Origin of the sequence: Streptomyces griseorubiginosus (assembly GCF_036345115.1) — a bacterium.
Classification (GTDB): domain Bacteria; phylum Actinomycetota; class Actinomycetes; order Streptomycetales; family Streptomycetaceae; genus Streptomyces; species Streptomyces griseorubiginosus_C.
In genome coordinates this window covers 4,532,029-4,548,672 of record NZ_CP107766.1, presented here as the reverse complement: position 1 = coordinate 4,548,672, position 16,644 = coordinate 4,532,029, and the positions used below count along the sequence as shown (strand labels likewise).

The following is a 16,644-nucleotide window of genomic DNA, read 5'->3' as shown; positions in this document are numbered from 1 at the left end:
ACAGCGACATGTCGAACCTCCGCACCTCCCGCATCCGTCTCGCCGCCGCCGCGGCCACCACCGTCCTCGCGGCGCTCTCCCTGACCGCGTGCGACAACGGCACGGGCACCAAGGACGAGGGCGCCGCGACGGCGAGCACCTCCGCCACCCCGGGTACGGAGGCCGGCTCCGGGACCCCCGAGAGCTCGTCGACCCGCACGGGCTCCACCGGCACCGACACCGGCACCGGCACCGGGACCGCCGCGGACGCGAAGCCCACGTCCGCCGCCGCCTCGAAGGCGCCCGCCGCCTCCCGCACCTCCGCCGCCGGTTCGTCCTCGGCCGCGACACCGGTCACGTGCGAGGGGTCCACGACGAAGACGGTGGCGGCTCCGCTGACCCGTCCCGTGAACCACCTGCTGCTCACCGTCACCAACACGGGCAGCAGGACCTGCTTCCTCTACGGCTCTCCGGCCGTCCGGTTCGGTGAGGCGCAGTCGGTGCCGCCGACCATCGAGGACTCCCAGCCGCAGGCGGTGGTCACGCTCGAGCCGGGCCAGTCCGGCTACGCCTCCGTGAACCTGTCCGCCACCGACGGCAGCGCCGCGAACGGGCACACGGCGAAGTCCCTGACCGTCCACTTCCAGGGCCGTTCCCTCTCCGGAAGCGTCGGCAAGGCCGCGACCCCGGCCCTGCCGGCGAAGGGCGTCTACGTCGACGACTCCCTCAAGGTCACCTACTGGCAGCAGGACATGAACGACGCCCTGTCCTGGTGACCCGGTCACCGGTGCGGCAGCACCCAGCCCGGTACCCAGGTTCCGGCGGCGTCCCGGGCGGCCGTCCCGGCGGTGAGGTGGGCGCGGAGGGTGGCCAGGGCCGGGTGCGGGTTGTCGCGGTGCCAGAGGAGCGAGTGCGGGTAGACCGGCGTCGGGTCGGTCACGGGGATGCGGCGCAGGCCGTGGTCGGCGGGCCAGATGAGACGGGTGTGCTCGCCCATGAAGGTGGCCAGGGCCGGGGTGTCGGAGATGGTGTCGAGGAGCGCGTCGGAGCCGAAGTTGGGGCCGGTCACCTCGATGGTGAGGCCGAACTCGGCGACCAGGTCGTCGTAGTAGGCGCCCCACTCGGTACCGGGGGCGATGCCGGGCATCCAGATCCGGTGCCCGACGAGCTCGGCGAGGGTCACCGACCGGGCGCTCGCCAGGGCGTGCTCGGGGCCGGTGAGGAGCTGGAGCGGCTCGTCGAGGACCCGGACGGACTCGATGTCCTCGGGGAGGGGGCGGCCGGGCGCGGCCACGGCCCGGAAGGACGCGTCGATCGCACCGGAGCGCAGGGCGGTGACGGCCGTCTCGATGTCGAACAGCATCATCACGTCGAGCTCGATCCCGGGATGCGCCCGGTGGAAGTCGCGCATCAGGCTCGACTGCGCGCTGCGGGAGGCGATCACGTCGACGCGCAGCGGACGGCGGCCGGGGCGCACGGACGCGGACGCCCGTTCGGCGACCCGCAGCAGCTCGCGGGCGTGGGGCAGGAACGCCCGGCCGTCGATGGTGAGCTCGGCCCCGCGCGGGGCACGGGTGAACAGCCGCACGCCGAGGGTGCGCTCCAGCGCGGCGACGCGTTTGGAGACGGCCTGCTGGGTGATCGACAGGTCGTCGGCGGCCCTCTGGAACCGGCCCGCGTCCGCGACGGCGACGAAGGTGCGCACGGTTTCGAGGTCCACGCCGACCCACCTTAGTGAACAACCGGTGGTTGTGGACTGCCGTCAGGTCGGTTGTTTGACCTGCTGTTGTCCTGCCCGCTTGGCTCTCATCGGTCAACGCCGGTTTGTGCGGACGGGTTCTTGAGGGGCGGGGCGTGGTGGGCAGGAGACGGCTGGGCCTGCCGTTCGGCTGGCTGTGGGCGTCGTACGCGGTGAGCGCGTACGGGTCGGGGCTGGGGTTCGGGGCGTTGCCGTTGATCGCCGTGCTCGTGCTGCGTGCCGGGCCCGCCGAGGTGTCCGCACTCTCGGCGGTGGGGCCTGCCGTGGGTGCGCTGATCGCGGTGCCGCTCGCGCCGTGGGTGGAGTTCCGGCGCAAGCGTCCGGTCATGATCATGATGGATCTGGTCCGGTTCGCGGCCATGGCGACGATCCCGCTCGGTTACGCCTTCGGCCGGCTGGGCTTCGTCCAGTTGCTCGTGGTCTCGGCCGTGGTCGCCGCGGCCAAGATCGCGTTCAACGCGGCCAGTGGCGCCTACCTCAAGAGCCTGGTCAGACCGGACGACCTGCTCGTGGCCAACGCGCGGTTCGAGTCCACGAACTGGAGCTCCATCGCGGTCGGGCCACCGCTGGGCGGGGCGGCGATCGGCCTGTTCGGGCCGGTCACCACCGTGGTGGCCGACGCGCTCAGCTACCTGCTCTCCGCGCTGGGCATCACCGCGATCCGCGGCCGGGAGGAAGCGCCGCGGACGACCGGGAAGAGCCCGGGGGTCCGGGCGGCCGGGCTGCTCGACGGCTGGCGGCACATCCTGGGCCACCCCGTTCTACGGCCGCTCTACCTCAACCAGTTGCTCGTCGCCGGTCTGATCATGGCCACCGAACCGGTGCTGGCCGTGCTGCTGCTGCGTCGGCTCGGGTTCCCGCCCTGGCAGTACGGCCTCGCCTTCGCCCTGCCCTGTCTGGGCGGACTCATCGGCTCGCGGCTGGCCGGCCGGGTCGTGGCCCGCTTCGGCCGGGACCGGGTCTTCCGGACCGTCGGCACGCTGCGCGCGGTCTGGCTGATCGGCCTGGCCTTCGTCCGCCCCGGTGTCGTCGGCCTCGTCACCGTGATGGTCGTCGAGCTGGCGATCATCATCAACATGAGCCTGTACACCCCGGTCCTCGCCACCTACCGGCTCGAACAGACCCCGGGGCACCTCGTGGCCCGCACCCTGACGGCCTGGTCGATCGGCTCCCAGGCCTCCATCGCCGCCCTCACCGCACTGGCCGGTCTCCTCGCCGACGCCACGACCCCCCGCACCGCCCTCACCATCACGGGCCTGCTCATCCTGACCACCCCCCTCCTGCTCCCCCACCCGAACCGAACCCGGCACCCGGAACCGGAGCCTTCCCACAGCCACTGAGGCCACGGAGGCCTCACCGACGCACACGCGAACGCCGGCACCGTCGCCTGCCGGGAAACCGACCGGGACGGCGCCCGCGGTGGCCGGTCACGAGGGGCTTTGGTGCACCCACCGGGGCGGGGCATCGTGGAGCGGCACCGGCCGGTCTCCGCCGGGCAGCGCCGGAACCTCCGTCGCCTGCGAGCTCGACCGCGGCGACGGGCGGGCGTCCCGCATGGACCGGGTGGGCGAGCCGTTCACGCCGCCCCTGGACACCGGCCCCTCACTCCAGGGCGCCGGTCAGTTCCGTCAGTTCCGTGGTGAAGAGGTGGGCCGGGTCGAAGCCCATTCCCGTGAAGTGGCCGGACAGTTCCAGGGAGAGCACTCCGTGCAGGCGGGTCCAGAAGGTCAGGGCCCGGTGCAGGGTGGCGGCCGGGGCGGGGTGGCCGGCCGCCCAGTCGCGGTGGTCCTCCAGGTGCTCGTCGAACGGGCTCGCCGGGCGGTCCTCGGGCAGCCGGGCGCAGGCGTCCAGGAGCGCCGCCATGATCTCCCGCGCGATCGCGGTGACGTCCTCCGGCGCGTGATAGCCGGGGACGGGGGTGCCGTAGACGAGGAAGTAGCGCTGGGGGTCGGCCAGGGCCCAGGCGCGCAGGGCGTGGGCCAGCGCGGTGGCGTCGGCGCCGGTCCGCACGGCCGCCCCGAAGGTGTCGGCGAGACTGCGGTACGCGTCCCGGACCAGCTCGGTGATCAGCTCGTCCCGTCCGGCGAAGTACCGGTACAGCGCGGGCCCGCTCATGCCCATCTGCTTGGCGATCGCGTTGAGCGAGAGCGCCGACGCGCCCGCCGTGGCGATCTGCTCCCACGCCCGTTCCTTGATCTCCGTCCGCACCTGGGCGCGGTACCGCTCGCGCGGGGTCTTCGCTTCCGAGTTCACCATAGTTAGAGGCTATCACTGAAGTTATTGACACTTCCGAGTAGCGGTTATAGCTTCTAACCAACGCGAAGCCAACTAACCCTTCGGAGGGTGTCACCATGAACATCGAGGAACTCGTCGAGGTCGTCCTGCCGGGCAAGGTCGAGCCGGAAGGGCTCCGGATCCGGCGCGGGGCCGTGCCCACCGCGGGCCCTGGCCAGGTCGTGATCCGCATGGAGGCGACCGGCGTCTCCTTCGCCGAACAGCAGATGCGGCGCGGCCGCTACTACGACCAGCCGCCGTTCCCCTTCGTGCCCGGCTACGACCTCGTCGGCACCGTCCTCGCGACCGGTGAGGGCGTCGAGCCGGAGCTGGCCGGCACCCGGGTCGCCGCGCTGGTCAAGGTCGGCGGCTGGGCCAGCCATGTCGTGGTCGAGGCGGCGGACACGGTGCCGGTGCCCGACGGGATCGGCGCGGCCGAGGCGGAGACCCTCGTCGTCAACGGCATCACCGCCTGGCAGATGCTGCACCGCAAGGCCCGCGTCCGGGCCGGCCGGACCGTCGTCGTGTACGGCGCCAACGGCGGTGTCGGCTCGGTCCTGGTCCAGCTCGCCCGGGCCGCGGGCGCCCACGTGATCGGTACGGCCTCCGAGCGCCACCACGACGCGCTGCGGGAGCGCGGAGTCGTCCCCGTCGACTACCGCGCCGCCGACCTGCCCGCCCGCATCCGCGCACTCGCCCCGCAGGGTGTGCACGCCGTCTTCGACCATGTCGGCGGCCGCGGCATCGTCGACTCCTGGCGCCTGCTGGCCCCCGGCGGCACCCTCGTCTCCTACGGCAGCGCCGCCACCCGGGACGCCGAGGGCTCCAAGCAGTGGCCCGTGCTCAAGCTCCTCGGCCGGGTGTGGCTGTGGAACGCGCTGCCCAACCGCCGCCGCGCGTACTTCTTCAACGTGTGGGCCGGCAAGGCCCTGGCCAAGAACCGGTTCCGGGCCCGGCTGCGCGCCGACCTCACCCAGGTCTTCGCGGCCCTCCAGCGCGGTGAGATCACCGCCCGGGTCGCCGCCCGACTGCCGCTCGCCCGGGTCGCCGAAGCCGTACGGCTGGCCGAGTCCGGCACCGTCGCCGGCAAGGTCGTCCTCACCCCGTAGTGCGGTTCCGTGACACGCCCCCAGGTGGTCTATCGGGACCGTTCCGGGGCATTCACCCCATAACGTACCGAATATGATGAGATTTCATATCTCCTACCTGACCTGCGCCGTGGCGATCATCGGAGCGGCCCTCACGGCCGCCCCCTCCGCCGCCGCCCACCAGACCACCCACCTGGTCTTCCCGGGACAGTCGATCCAGCGGGCGGTGGACACCGCCCAGCCGGGCGACACCGTCCTCGTGACCCCCGGCACCTACCGCGAGAGCGTCAAGGTGACCACCCCCGGCCTCACCCTGCGCGGCACGGGCCGCGAGACCGTCATCGAGCCGGCCACGACGAAGGCCGCCAACGCCTGTGCCGAGCGCGGCAACGGCATCTGCGTGATCGGGGCGAAGGACCGCGACCTCGAGGGCGTCACCGTCGCCTCCCTCACCGTGCGCAACTTCCCCGGCACCGGCGTGTTCGCCATGGCGACCGACGGACTGACCGTGCGGAACGTGACCGCGGTGAAGAACGGCGTGTGGGGGATCGCCCAGGAGGGTTCGGTCCGCGGGGTGTTCCGCAAGAACACCGCCCGGGACAACGGCGACGCCGGCCTGTTCCTCGCGAACACCATCACGAGGGAAGCGGGCGCCGCCGACACCCAGGGGACCGTCGTCGAGCGCAACCGCCTGGAGGGCAACCGGATCGGCATCACCGTCCGGCGCCTCAGGAACCTCACCGTCGCCGACAACCACCTCACCGGCAACTGCGCGGGCGTCTTCGTCGTCGGCGACGAGAACAAGCCGCGGGCCGGCGCCCTCACCGTGCGCGGCAACACCGTCGAGCGGAACAACAAGTCCTGCCCCAAGACCGCGCGGCTGGAGGCGCTCCAGGGCTCCGGCATCGTGCTCACCGGCACCGAGGACACCCTGGTGACGGGCAACCGCGTCACCGGCAACGTCGGCACCTCCTCGTTGTCGGGCGGCATCGTCCTGTTCAAGAGCTTCGTGGGCACCACCAGCGAGCGGAACCGGATCACCGACAACACGCTGGAGGGCAACGCGCCGGCGGACCTCGTCGACACGGTCGCCGGCAAGGACAACGCCTTCACGGGCAACACCTGCCGGGCCTCCAGGCCCGCGGGACTGTGCTGACCGGCCATGGCCATCCAGGACACCGAACAACGCGAAGACCGCGAAGAACTCGAAGAAGGAGGACGGCCCATGACGGCCGTACAGACCGCCGCGCCGCCGTCCATGCGGCTCAGGGAGCTCGTGTTCGGGGCGGCGTGCGCGGCCGCCCTGCGCGCGGCCGCCCGCCTGGGTGTCGCCGACGCCCTCGACGACACTCCCCTGGCCGTCGAGGACCTCGCGGCCGAGGTCAAGACCGAACCGAGGACGCTACGGCGGCTGTTGCGCGCCCTGTCCTGCTACGGCGTCTTCGCCGAGCAGCCGGACGGCAGGTTCGCGCACACCGACATGTCCCGGCTGCTGCGCGAGGACGACCCGCACAGCCTGCGCGCCATCGCGCTGTGGTGCACCGAGCCGTGGACCTGGCAGGCGTGGCCGCTGCTCGACGAGGCCGTGCGCTCGGGCCGCAGTGTGGTGAAGGACCTGTTCGGCAAGGAGTTCTTCACCTACCTCAACGAGGACGCCCCGGAGTCGGCCGACGTCTTCAACCGGGCCATGACGACCTCCAGCGTGCAGTCCGCGCGGGACGTGGCGCAGCTGCTCGACCTGTCGGGGAGCACTTCGGTCGCCGACATCGGCGGCGGCCAGGGGCACGTGGTGGCGAGCCTGCTGGAGAAGTACCCCGCGCTCCACGGCACCCTGCTCGACCTGCCGCGTGTGGTGGCCAACGCCGATCCGCGGCTGCGCGAGGGTGGTGCTCTCGCGGACCGGATGCGGCTGGTGCCCGGCGACTGCCGGGAGGCCGTCCCGGTCAAGGCGGACGTCTACGTCATCAAGAACATCCTGGAGTGGGACGACAACAGCACGACCCGCACCCTGCGCAACGTCATCGAGGCGGGCGGCCCGGGAGCACGGGTCGTGGTCATCGAGAACCTCGTCGACGACTCGCCCTCGCTGCGGTTCAGCACCGCCATGGACCTGCTGCTGCTCCTGAACGTCGGAGGGGCCAAGCACACCACCGAGTCCCTGACCGGCAGGCTGACCGACGCGGGCCTGGTCATCGACGACATCCGCCCGGTCAACCCGTACCTGCACGCCTTCGACTGCACGGTCCCGCGCTGACCGAGCCGCCGGCACGGGCTCCGGGGAACGCCGCTCGCCGGGCACACGACAGCGTGTGCCCGGCGAGCGGCGGTGGTTCAGGAGCGGACGGCGTCCCGCTCCCAGGTGTAGAAGCAGCGCGCCATCGCGTCCTTCGGCGAGCGCCAGGTCGCCGGGTCGTACGCGCTGACGTACGCCGACAGCCGTTCGCTGACGTCCCGGAACTCGGGGTGCCCGGCCGCCTTGGCGATGGCGGGCCCGGGGTCCCGCTCGGACTCGATGAGGTGCAGGTACACCTCGCCGAACTGGAAGAGGCTGCGCCGCGCGACCCCCACCAGGTGGGGGAGTTCACCCCGGTCCGACTCCTCGAACACCTTGGCGATGTCGAGGGCGGACTCCGGGGCCATGCGGGCGACGATCAAGGACTGGTGCATCGTCGGGTCTCCGTCCCGGTCAGTCGGACAGCACCGAGACGGGCCGGCGTTCTCCGGCCTCCTTCTCGATGCGGTCCCGGATCAGAGCCATCTGGACCTTGGAGTTCCGGTTGATGTTGTCGGTCATCCAGTCGTCGTCCACCGGGGCGTCCGGCCGCATCGCGAAGTCCTGCGTCCAGACCATCCGGGTGCCCTCGGGCACCTTCTCGTACTGCCACACGATGTTCATGTAGGCGAAGGGCCCGGTCTCGACCCGGCGGGCGCGCACGGTGAGCGTGTCGCGGTCCGCCTCCCGCTCCGAGACCCAGCTCCACACCTTGCCGTTGTCGTCGGGGTGCATGGTGAGCCGGAAGGTGGTCCGGTTCCCCTCCTGGGAGAGGATCTCGGCGGAGGCGTACTCGCTGAACAGGTTCGGCCAGTTCGCCACGTCGTTGGTCATGTCCCAGACCAGGTCCAGCGGGGCCGCGATGGTGACCTCGTTCTGTGTGTGTCCGGTCATCTCAGGCTCCCGCGAGAAGCGTGCTGTTGACGAGGTCGAGGAACTGCCGAGGCGTCTTGCTCTTCTCGGCGTCGGGGGGCATCGGCGTGCCGTAGCGGTTCTCCAGCTCGCCGACGATGCCGAGCAGGCCGAGCGAGTCGAGGCCGAAGGCGTCGAAGCCGGAGTCGGCCATCTGCTCGAGGTCCTGCGGGGCGACGGTGATCCCGGCGGCCTTCTTCATCAGCCCGGCCAGCTCTTCCACGGTGATGCGGTCGCTCATACGGTTGTTCTCCTTGCCTGGTGATGTGAGTTCGCGAGGCCCCGCTACGAGGCGTCGCCGGCACCGCGCCGGAGCACCAGCGCCGAGTTCGACCCCATGAGTCCCCGGCTGAGGACCAGCGCCGTGCGCGTCTCGGTGGCCCGCGCGCGGCCGGTGACGAGGTCGAGGTCGTGGCAGATGTCGAAGACGTTCGGGGTGGGCGGTACCAGCCCCTGCTCCATGGCCAGCACCGCCGCCGCGACGTCCAGTACGGGCGCCGCGGCCAGACCCCGGCCGACGCCGGTCTTCGGCGCCGTGACCGGCACCCGCCCGGCGTGCGGGCCCAGGGCGTCGGCGAGCGCCAGCACTTCGGCGCGGTCCGCCGCCGGCACCCCGAGGGCGTCGGCGAAGACCACGTCGATCTCCTCGGGCGCGCACCCGGCTTCCTCCAGGGCGCCCCGGATCGCCCGGGCCAGCCCCTCCCGGGACTGCTCCCAGCGGGAGGCGCCGGTGAACGTCGCCGCGTGCCCGGCGACGACGGCCCGCAGCGGCGCACCCCGGTCGCGGGCCGACTCCTCGGCCTCCACGACGAACATGGCGCCCCCTTCGGCGGGCACGAAACCGCAGGCCGCCGTGGTGAACGGCCGGTAGGCGCGGTCCGGTTCGGCGACGGTGCTCAGCTCCTCGTACCCGAGCTGGCACACCATCGAGTAGGGGGCCAGCGGCGCCTCGGTCGCACCGGCCACGATCACGTCGGTGCCGCGTCGCACGGCCCGCGCCGCGTGCGCCAGGGCGTCCAGGCCCCCCGCCTCGTCGGCGGCGATCACCCCGCAGGGGCCCTTGAAGCCGCCCCGGATGGAGATCTGGCCGGTGCTCGCCGCGTAGAACCAGGCGATCGACTGGTACGGCCCGACGAAACGACTGCCCTTGCCCCACAGCTGCTGGAGCTCGCGCTGTCCGAACTCACCGCCGCCGGAGCCGGCCGCGGTGACCACGCCCACCGAGAACGGCGCGGCGTCGGTGTCGGCCCGGCCGAGCCCGGCCTCCTCCAGGGCGAGGTCGGCCGCGGCCATCGCGAAGTGCGTGAACCGGTCGGTCTGGACGAGGTAGCGCTCCTCGATCGCCGACGGCGGGTCGAAGTCGCGCACCTGGCCGGCCACCCGCAGCGGCATGCCCTCGCAGCCGTCGCGGGTGATGACGTCCAGGGCGCTGTCACCTTCCCTGGTGGCCTTCCAGAAGGCGTCGGTGCTGATTCCGTTGGGCGCGACCACGCCGATTCCGGTGACGGCCGCGCGCCGGGCGTTCGAGGCGCTCATAGGGTCCTCTCCCTCGGCAGGGTCATGACCACCGCGGACTGGAAGCCGCCGAACCCGCTGCCCACCGAGAGCACGTTGCGCAGCCTGCGCTCACGGGCGACACGCGGCACGTAGTCCAGGTCGCACTCGGGGTCGGGGGTCTCGTAGTTCGCGGTGGGCGGCACGACCTGGTGGGCCAGGGCCAGCGCGCAGGCGACGACTTCGATCGCCCCGATCGCGCCGAGGGAATGGCCCACCATGGACTTGATGGAGCTCATGGGCGTGTCGTAGGCGTGCGCGCCCAGAGCGCGTTTGACCGCGGCCGTCTCGTGCCGGTCGTTCTGCAGGGTGCCCGAGCCGTGCGCGTTGACGTAGTCGATCGCGGTGCCGTCGAGGCGGGCCTGGCCGAGGGCGTCCTCGATGGCCCGGGCCATCTCCAGGCCCTCGGCGGTCAGACCGGTCATGTGGTAGGCGTTGCCGAAGGTGGCGTAGCCGCCGATCTCGCAGTACACGTGCGCGCCGCGGGCCCGGGCGTGTTCCAGTTCCTCCAGGACCAGCACCGCGCCGCCCTCACCCATCACGAAGCCGTTGCGGTCGGCGTCGAAGGGGCGGGAGGCGTGCGCGGGGTCGTCGTTGCTCGGGGAGGTCGCCTTGATGGCGTCGAAGCAGGCCATGGTGATGGGGGAGATCGGCGAGTCCGAGGCGCCCGCGATGCACACGTCGGCCCGGCCCTCCTCGATCGTGTGGAAGGCGTACCCGACGGCGTCCAGACCCGAGGTGCAGCCGGTGGAGACGGTCTGCACCGGCCCGCGCGCCTCGAACCGCTCCGCCACCGCGGAGGCCAGGGTGCTGGGCGCGAACGCCCGGTGCAGATGCGGGCCGGCCTCCCGGTGGTCCACGTCCCAGCGCTGCCCGCCATGGCTGACCAGGACGTAGTCGTGCTCGAGCCGGGTGGTCCCGCCGACCGCGGTGCCCAGCGACACCCCGACCCGCCAGGGGTTCTCCGCGGCCAGGTCGAGGCCGGAGTCGGCTATCGCCTCCTCGCCGGCGACCAGGGCGAACTGGATGTACCGGTCGGCGCGGGCGATCTGCTCCGCGTCCAGTCCGTGGGCCGCCGGGTCGAAGTCGCACTCGGCGGCGATCCGCGAGCGCAGCCCGGACGGATCGAAGAACGTGATGCCGCGGGTCGCCGTACGGCCGCTGGTCAGCAGGTCCCAGAACGCCGGGACCCCGATGCCGCCCGGGGCGACGATTCCTATGCCGGTGACCGCCACGCGCCTGGTCATGAGCGGACCTGTGCTCGCTCGGCCCCGACCGCGGACGGCTCCACCGGGATCGGCACGCCGTTCGCGTCCTCGGTGTCGACGTGCCCGAGCGGCGGGCTCGGGGCCAGCGGGCCGAGGTGGAACACCAGCCGGGCCTCCACCCTGCCCACGTTGCGGAAGCGGTGCCGCATGTGGGCGGGGATCAGCAGGCCCTGCTCGGGCTGGAGCGGGTGGGGCTCACCGTCGAGGTCCACCTCCAGCTGCCCGCAGACGACGTAGATGAACTCCTCCGAGTACGGGTGGTAGTGCTCGGCGATGCGGTCCCCTGGCTGGACGATGGCCACGCCCATGAAACCGCTGGTCGAGCCGACCGTGGTGGGGGTGAGCATGGCGCGCAGGTCGCCACCGCGCCGGGTGTTGGGCTCGACCTCGCTGAGGTCCACGATTCCGGGATGACGATTGATCACGACGTTCCTCCGAACATGTGCTGTGACGACATGTGCTGCACCTGCGTGTGCCGCACCTGCATGAGGGCGTGGCCGGCACGGGGGGCGTCCCGCCGGGTGGTACGGCAGCGCGGGCCGCCGGGTGGTACGGCAGCGCGGGCCGCCGGGTGGTACGGCAGCGCGGGCCGCCGGGTGGTACGGCAGCGCGGGCCGCCGGTGGTACGGGGGCGCGAGCCGCCGGTCGTGACCCCGACCGCTCGGAGCCCGCGGCCCGCACGGGGAGGCCACGACCCCTGCGCCATGCGCCCCGCACGGGGAGGTGGTCACGACCCCTGGGCCATGCGCCCCGCACCGGGAGGTCACGACCCGGTGGGACATCTGGCCCGCCCGACCGCGTCGTCCGGTGGGACGCCACCACCGGCACCGTCCCGGGCGACGGTGATCAGGCGTCGGGCGAGCGGCGGTCGGTGACGAGTTCCATGCAGGAGACCGCCCCGCCGTCGAGCAGCGCCGTCAGCTCGGCGTCCTGACCGGCGTCGGTGTCGAGCCCGCCGCGCACGTCGACCAGACGCACCACGATGTCGTCGCGCTGGAAGATCGTGCTGCGCAGCACCGACCCCTGCGGGTCGTCCGCCGCCGCCTCGTCCTGCCGGGCGAGCAGCTCGGCCAGCCGCATGCCCTGACCCTCGCGGGCCGGGTAGTACAACGCGTGCCGCACCGCGTCCGGGCTCTCCTGACCGGCCGTCACATGGTGTACGGCGGGCAGCGCGGCGCGGGTGAAGAAGACCCGCGCGGACTCGGGGTCGTCGAGGTCCCGGTCCTGCTCCAGATAGGGGTTGATGGCCTCCTCGACGGCCCGTACCGCGGGCTGCCGGGCCACGTACCGGAGTGCGGCGAGCAGGTCGCCGCGCACCTCGATGGCCCGCACGACCCGGTTGCCGTGCATGAACAGGGAGGTGCGGCACAGCCGGGTGGTGTCGTCGACCCGGGGCTCCGGGGAGGCGTAGTCGGCGAGGATCTTCGCCACGGCCTCCTCGCTGCCCGGCTTGACGGTGAAGGTGAGCGCGTGCCGGATCAGGCCGTCGCCGATGCGGGGGGAGGCCTGGAGCCGGCGCTTGCCCGCCTTGGTGTCCACCGCCGGTCCGCCGGTCTCGCGGACGATGTGGAAGCGCAGCGACCTGGTGTCCCGGACGCACGAGTGCAGCGGCTCCACCATGTGCACGTGTTCCTCGCTGTTCACCCACGTCAGGAAGGGCGGGGCGCTCTCCCACTCGCTGGTGATCAGCCACTGGGAGGGGTTCTCGATGGACTGGCACAGCTGGTCGCTGACATGCCCGGGGACCGAGGCGACCTGGTTGCACAACTGCTCGTAGGCCTCCAGGAACTGCTGCTGGGCACCGTCGTAGACATCGACCAGCAGGACGACACGGAGCCTCGAACCGTCGAACACGGACTGGGAGACACGCTGCGACGCCTGTTGTGCAAGCGGTTTCGTGACACGTTCGGACGTGGTGGTCATGCTGCGCACAACTCCTTGGTGGGGGACGGACGGACGTCGGCCACACGGGGGGTGACGTCGGCGTGCCTCGATCCTGTGCCCGCGCTGTGAAGGGCGCGACTCGTATGCACCGAGCGGGTGATCGACGGTCGGACGGCCGGAACCGGCTCAGGTGAGGTGGGCGAAGACCACGAGGTTGTCGGTGTAGTCCTTGACCGAGTGGTCGTAGTCGCCCGCGCAGGTGATGAGCCGGACCTGGGCCTGGGCGGTGTCGCCGTACACCCGCTGACTGGGGAAGTCGTCCTTGGCGAAGGTCTCCGCGCTGTCGACCGTGAAGCTCGCCCGGCTTCCGTCGGCCCGGTCGACGTGGAAGACGTCTCCCTTGCGCAGCTCTCCCAGCCGCGCGAAGACGGCGGCCGAGGTCGCCGTGTCGACGTGCCCGGCGATGATCGACGTACCGGTCTCACCGGGGGAGGCGCCGTCGGCGTACCAGCCGACGAGGTTGGTGTTGGCGGCCGGCGGGGGCTGGAGCTGCCCCGTGGGACCGATCGCCAGCTGGGTGAAGGGGGCGTCGACCGAGATCTTGGGGATGAGCAGGCGCACGGGCGCCGAGCGCGGCAGATGCCTGCCCTCGGCCGCGGTCGGCGCCGGACCGTCCGCCGGGTTGCCCGCCGCCGGGGCCGACCCGGAGACGGGGGCGGCCTGCGGCGGGCGGGACGGATCGTCGGGCGACGAGTCGTTGCCGCCGAACAGGCTCACGGCCACGACGAGGACCGCTACGGCGGCCAGCACCATCCTGCTGCTGGATCCCCGCTCGTTCGGGGCCGGTGCGGCGCCGCCCAGACTGTCGAGCGGGCGGTTGCCGGGGCTGTCTGCGGGGGAAGAGGGTCGAACTGCCAACGGAATCAACCTCACCGGGGCACGGTGGCGGATCGGACGGGGGAGGGACGGGGACCGGCGGGGCGACGGATCGCACGGGGGACGGGACGGGGCCCCGGTGCGGCCGGCCGGGCCGCCACGCGGCGCGCACGCGTGGCGGCCTCAGCGGCTATCGCATCCGGCATGGGTCAGGCCAGGCTTCCGGCGGTCTTCTTACGACGCGCCGCGTACAGCCCGGTTCCGGCGACCGCCAGGACGGCGAGGCCGCCCGCGGTCATGCCCGGCGAGGCGAGCGCGCCGCCACCGGTGTGCATGCCGCCGCTGGGCTTCTCGTGGCTGCCGCTCCAGCCGCCGCCGCTCTCCTCCTGCTTGCCGCTCCAGCCGCCGGACTCCTTGCTCTGGTCGTCCTTGTCCTTGTAGGTCTCCGGGTCGTGCTTGGGGTCCTTAGCGGTGCCCCAGTCGTCCGCGTTGACCGCGGTCAGCGCACCGCCACCGGTGTGCACGCCACCGTGCGGCCGGTCGTGGTCACCCTTGCCGTGCTCCTTGCCGTGCTCCTTGTCCTGCTCCTTGCTGTAGGAGGAGTCCGTCTGGTCCCAGTCGTCGCCGGCCGCCGCGTAGGCGCCGGGGGCACCGAGAGCGAGGACGGTCGAAGCGGCCGCGGTGGCCAGAATCATGCGAGCAGAGCGCATCTGACGTTCCTTCCGTCGGCGGCCGGGCAGCTGGTGCTTCGTCAGCTGATGTGGCCCGCCTCCGACGTGATCCACCGTCATCCAGCGGCCCGTCCCCCACCACTCAAGGCGATCACACGGGTGAATCCGGCCGCCCGCCCGGCGCCCCGCGGCACCTCGCGCACACCTGACGCAACGTCTGACGCCACGCCCGGCACCGTGCCTGACGTGGCGTCCGATCGACGAAGGGGCGGAGCTCAGCCCAGGGACAGCACCGCCCCGAGGACCTCCCGCAGCACGGCCTCGGCGTCCGGGGCCGGGCCCTGTGCCCGCCAGGCCACGAACCCGTCGGGCCGCACCAGGACGGCGCCCCCGGACGTCGTACCGTGCGCCGCCGCCCAGTCGGTGCCGCCCTCGGGCGTCAGCTCGGCCTCGGTCCCCTCGCCGATCCGGTACGAGTCCAGGGGGACGGGTGTGTCCGCGGCGAGGCGTACGGCGGCCTCGTGCCAGCCGCCCGCGTCGCCGGCCCCGCTGAGCAGCACGAACGACCGCTCGTAGAGGTCCAGCGTGGAGATCCGCTCCCCTCGGTGCCGTACCGCCAGGTGGGGTGCCCTGCTGCCGGGTTCCCCGGACAGGTCGAGGCGGTCCGGCACGACCGGGGTCGCGGGGTCGGTGCCGGCGACCGCGCCCACCGGATAGCGGTAGCCGAGGGCCACGTTGAGGATGCCGCGCTGCGGGCCGCCGCCGGTGCCGGGCGGCGGGGCGTAGCCGGGGTGGCTGTGCTCGGCCGACCGGGCGGCGGCACGGGCGCTGGTCGCCTCCGCGACCGGGCGGCGCTCGGCGTCGTACGAGTCCAGCAGACCCTCACCGGCCCAGCCGCCGAGCACCGCGGCGAGCTTCCAGGCGAGGTTGTGGGCGTCCTGGATACCGGTGTTGGAGCCGAACGCACCGGTGGGGGACATCTCGTGGGCCGAGTCGCCGGCCAGGAACACACGGCCCGCGCGATACCTCGTGGCGACCCGCTGGGCGGCGTGCCAGGGGGCCCGCCCGGTGATCTCCACGTCGAGGTCGGGGACGCCGACCGCGCGGCGGATGTGGTCCGTGCAGCGCTCGTCGGTGAACTCCTCCAGCGTCTCGCCGCGTTCGGGGTGCCAGGGGGCGTGGAAGACCCAGTTCTCCCGGTTGTCCACGGGCAGCAGGGCGCCGTCGGCGTCCGGGTCGGTGAGGTAGCAGACGATGAAGCGGCGCTCGCCCACCACGTCGGCGAGCCGGCGGGAGCGGAAGGTGATGCTGACGTTGCTGAACAGGTCACCGGGACCGCTCTGGCCGATGCCGAGCTGCTCGCGGGCGGGGCTGCGGGGGCCGTCGGCGGCCACCAGGTAGTCCGCGAGGAACGTGGTGTGCTCGCCGGTCTCGCGGCTCTTGACCACCGCGGTGACACCGTCGGGCCCGCTGTCGAACGACATCAGCTCGGTCGCGTAGCGCAGGTCGCCGCCGAGCCGCCTGGCGTGGTCGAGCAGCACCGGTTCCAGGTCGTTCTGGCTGCACAGGCACCAGGAACTCGGGCTGAAGCGGGCCAGTCCGCCGCCCGCGTCGATCTCCTTGAAGAGCCACTCGCCCGCGTCGCCGACCAGGGTCGGGGTCTGGAGGATCCCGTGGTTGTCGGCCAGCGTGGCGGCCGCCTGACGGATCATCGGCTCGACACCGGCCGTGCGGAACAGCTCCATCGTGCGGACGTTGTTGCCGCGGCCGCGGGGGTGGATGGAGGTGCCGGAATGGCGCTCCACCAGGGTGTGCCGCACCCCCAGCCGGCCCAGGAACACCGAGGTCGACAGGCCGACCAGGGAACCGCCGACGATGAGGACCGGGACCCGGTGGATGGTGGGGTCGGCTTGTTCGGCTCTGTGGTTCATCGCTCGCCTCCAGCGCGTCGTGTCCACCGACTCGTCCGGATACGGCCGGGAGCCTCATCCATGCCCCACGCCACGACCACGGCCACAGGCTTCACCCGCTTAACGCGTTCGTTTCGCCGAGTCGGCGGGCATACGGCGGCGCCCCGGGGCGTGGCGCGCCCGGGCGCCGGTCCGCC

Annotated in this window: 17 protein-coding genes; 5 read left to right on the top strand and 12 right to left on the bottom strand. The window is 72.6% G+C overall.

The annotated features are described in order from the left end of the window. Positions 1 to 8: 8 nt before the first annotated feature. Positions 9 to 755, top strand: a complete 747-nt coding sequence (locus OHN19_RS20465; RefSeq protein ID WP_330265580.1) for a DUF4232 domain-containing protein — start codon at positions 9 to 11, stop codon at positions 753 to 755. A gap of 5 nt (positions 756 to 760) precedes the next feature. Here the strand turns inward: OHN19_RS20465 and OHN19_RS20460 are convergent, their stop codons facing one another. Then, positions 761 to 1,699, bottom strand: coding sequence for a LysR family transcriptional regulator (locus OHN19_RS20460; RefSeq protein WP_330265579.1), 939 nt, complete (start codon positions 1,697 to 1,699; stop codon positions 761 to 763). A 134-nt stretch (positions 1,700 to 1,833) separates the two neighbouring features. Here OHN19_RS20460 and OHN19_RS20455 point away from each other — a divergent pair, with 134 nt between their 5' ends. Beyond that, complete coding sequence (locus OHN19_RS20455) at positions 1,834 to 3,078, top strand: MFS transporter (RefSeq protein ID WP_330265578.1); 1,245 nt, start codon at positions 1,834 to 1,836, stop codon at positions 3,076 to 3,078. 262 nt (positions 3,079 to 3,340) lie between these two features. Here OHN19_RS20455 and OHN19_RS20450 read toward each other — a convergent pair whose 3' ends face one another. Further along, positions 3,341 to 3,994, bottom strand: a complete 654-nt coding sequence (locus OHN19_RS20450; RefSeq protein WP_330265577.1) for a TetR/AcrR family transcriptional regulator — start codon at positions 3,992 to 3,994, stop codon at positions 3,341 to 3,343. A gap of 95 nt (positions 3,995 to 4,089) precedes the next feature. On the opposite strand from OHN19_RS20450, the gene OHN19_RS20445 reads away from it, so the two are divergent. The 3 genes from OHN19_RS20445 to OHN19_RS20435 all read left to right on the top strand — a co-directional run bounded on the left by OHN19_RS20445 (position 4,090) and on the right by OHN19_RS20435 (position 7,354). After that, on the top strand, positions 4,090 to 5,121 hold the full coding sequence (locus OHN19_RS20445) for a medium chain dehydrogenase/reductase family protein (RefSeq protein ID WP_330265576.1): 1,032 nt from the start codon (positions 4,090 to 4,092) through the stop codon (positions 5,119 to 5,121). A 73-nt stretch (positions 5,122 to 5,194) separates the two neighbouring features. Continuing rightward, the gene (locus OHN19_RS20440; RefSeq protein ID WP_330265575.1) at positions 5,195 to 6,256 is read left to right on the top strand and encodes a right-handed parallel beta-helix repeat-containing protein; all 1,062 of its coding nucleotides are present in this window, start codon (positions 5,195 to 5,197) and stop codon (positions 6,254 to 6,256) included. Between the two features lie 69 nt (positions 6,257 to 6,325). After that, entirely contained in the window at positions 6,326 to 7,354 is a 1,029-nt protein-coding gene (locus tag OHN19_RS20435) for a methyltransferase (protein WP_330265574.1), read from the top strand. A 77-nt stretch (positions 7,355 to 7,431) separates the two neighbouring features. Here the strand turns inward: OHN19_RS20435 and OHN19_RS20430 are convergent, their stop codons facing one another. The 10 genes from OHN19_RS20430 to OHN19_RS20385 form a co-directional block, all read right to left on the bottom strand. Next, positions 7,432 to 7,767, bottom strand: coding sequence for a TcmI family type II polyketide cyclase (locus OHN19_RS20430; protein WP_330265573.1), 336 nt, complete (start codon positions 7,765 to 7,767; stop codon positions 7,432 to 7,434). A gap of 19 nt (positions 7,768 to 7,786) precedes the next feature. Beyond that, on the bottom strand, positions 7,787 to 8,266 hold the full coding sequence (locus tag OHN19_RS20425) for an SRPBCC family protein (protein ID WP_330265572.1): 480 nt from the start codon (positions 8,264 to 8,266) through the stop codon (positions 7,787 to 7,789). Position 8,267: 1 nt separating this feature from the next. Next, the gene (locus tag OHN19_RS20420; protein ID WP_330265571.1) at positions 8,268 to 8,525 is read right to left on the bottom strand and encodes an acyl carrier protein; all 258 of its coding nucleotides are present in this window, start codon (positions 8,523 to 8,525) and stop codon (positions 8,268 to 8,270) included. Between the two features lie 44 nt (positions 8,526 to 8,569). Then, on the bottom strand, positions 8,570 to 9,820 hold the full coding sequence (locus OHN19_RS20415; protein ID WP_330265570.1) for a ketosynthase chain-length factor: 1,251 nt from the start codon (positions 9,818 to 9,820) through the stop codon (positions 8,570 to 8,572). After that, positions 9,817 to 11,085, bottom strand: coding sequence for a beta-ketoacyl-[acyl-carrier-protein] synthase family protein (locus OHN19_RS20410; RefSeq protein ID WP_330265569.1), 1,269 nt, complete (start codon positions 11,083 to 11,085; stop codon positions 9,817 to 9,819). Before OHN19_RS20410 ends, OHN19_RS20415 begins: the two co-directional genes overlap by 4 nt. After that, positions 11,082 to 11,531 (bottom strand): cupin domain-containing protein, encoded by a 450-nt coding sequence (locus tag OHN19_RS20405; RefSeq protein ID WP_330265568.1) that lies wholly within the window; start codon positions 11,529 to 11,531, stop codon positions 11,082 to 11,084. The genes OHN19_RS20410 and OHN19_RS20405 overlap by 4 nt, the downstream gene beginning before the upstream one ends. 421 nt (positions 11,532 to 11,952) lie before the next feature. Continuing rightward, a complete protein-coding gene (locus OHN19_RS20400) occupies positions 11,953 to 13,029 on the bottom strand; it encodes a SchA/CurD-like domain-containing protein (RefSeq protein ID WP_330265567.1) in 1,077 nt (358 codons plus the stop codon). 147 nt (positions 13,030 to 13,176) lie between these two features. Continuing rightward, positions 13,177 to 13,803 carry a class F sortase gene (locus OHN19_RS20395; RefSeq protein ID WP_330269659.1) on the bottom strand — a complete coding sequence of 209 codons (627 nt, stop codon included), beginning with the start codon at positions 13,801 to 13,803 and terminating at the stop codon, positions 13,177 to 13,179. A 272-nt stretch (positions 13,804 to 14,075) separates the two neighbouring features. After that, positions 14,076 to 14,576 carry a hypothetical protein gene (locus OHN19_RS20390; RefSeq protein ID WP_330265566.1) on the bottom strand — a complete coding sequence of 167 codons (501 nt, stop codon included), beginning with the start codon at positions 14,574 to 14,576 and terminating at the stop codon, positions 14,076 to 14,078. Between the two features lie 236 nt (positions 14,577 to 14,812). Continuing rightward, positions 14,813 to 16,468 (bottom strand): FAD-dependent monooxygenase, encoded by a 1,656-nt coding sequence (locus OHN19_RS20385; RefSeq protein ID WP_330265565.1) that lies wholly within the window; start codon positions 16,466 to 16,468, stop codon positions 14,813 to 14,815. Between the last annotated feature and the right edge of the window lie 176 nt (positions 16,469 to 16,644).

Excerpts from the sequence above, each read along its gene's own strand:
- OHN19_RS20390 (WP_330265566.1), bottom strand. The coding sequence starts at position 14,576 with ATGCGCTCTGCTCGCATGATTCTGGCCACCGCGGCCGCTTCGACCGTC.
- OHN19_RS20450 (WP_330265577.1), bottom strand. The coding sequence starts at position 3,994 with ATGGTGAACTCGGAAGCGAAGACCCCGCGCGAGCGGTACCGCGCCCAG.
- OHN19_RS20465 (WP_330265580.1), top strand. The coding sequence starts at position 9 with ATGTCGAACCTCCGCACCTCCCGCATCCGTCTCGCCGCCGCCGCGGCC.
- OHN19_RS20395 (WP_330269659.1), bottom strand. The coding sequence starts at position 13,803 with ATGGTGCTGGCCGCCGTAGCGGTCCTCGTCGTGGCCGTGAGCCTGTTC.
- OHN19_RS20420 (WP_330265571.1), bottom strand. The coding sequence starts at position 8,525 with ATGAGCGACCGCATCACCGTGGAAGAGCTGGCCGGGCTGATGAAGAAG.
- OHN19_RS20435 (WP_330265574.1), top strand. The coding sequence starts at position 6,326 with ATGACGGCCGTACAGACCGCCGCGCCGCCGTCCATGCGGCTCAGGGAG.
- OHN19_RS20425 (WP_330265572.1), bottom strand. The coding sequence starts at position 8,266 with ATGACCGGACACACACAGAACGAGGTCACCATCGCGGCCCCGCTGGAC.
- OHN19_RS20410 (WP_330265569.1), bottom strand. The coding sequence starts at position 11,085 with ATGACCAGGCGCGTGGCGGTCACCGGCATAGGAATCGTCGCCCCGGGC.
- OHN19_RS20445 (WP_330265576.1), top strand. The coding sequence starts at position 4,090 with ATGAACATCGAGGAACTCGTCGAGGTCGTCCTGCCGGGCAAGGTCGAG.
- OHN19_RS20430 (WP_330265573.1), bottom strand. The coding sequence starts at position 7,767 with ATGCACCAGTCCTTGATCGTCGCCCGCATGGCCCCGGAGTCCGCCCTC.
- OHN19_RS20400 (WP_330265567.1), bottom strand. The coding sequence starts at position 13,029 with ATGACCACCACGTCCGAACGTGTCACGAAACCGCTTGCACAACAGGCG.
- OHN19_RS20440 (WP_330265575.1), top strand. The coding sequence starts at position 5,195 with ATGATGAGATTTCATATCTCCTACCTGACCTGCGCCGTGGCGATCATC.
- OHN19_RS20415 (WP_330265570.1), bottom strand. The coding sequence starts at position 9,820 with ATGAGCGCCTCGAACGCCCGGCGCGCGGCCGTCACCGGAATCGGCGTG.
- OHN19_RS20385 (WP_330265565.1), bottom strand. The coding sequence starts at position 16,468 with ATGAACCACAGAGCCGAACAAGCCGACCCCACCATCCACCGGGTCCCG.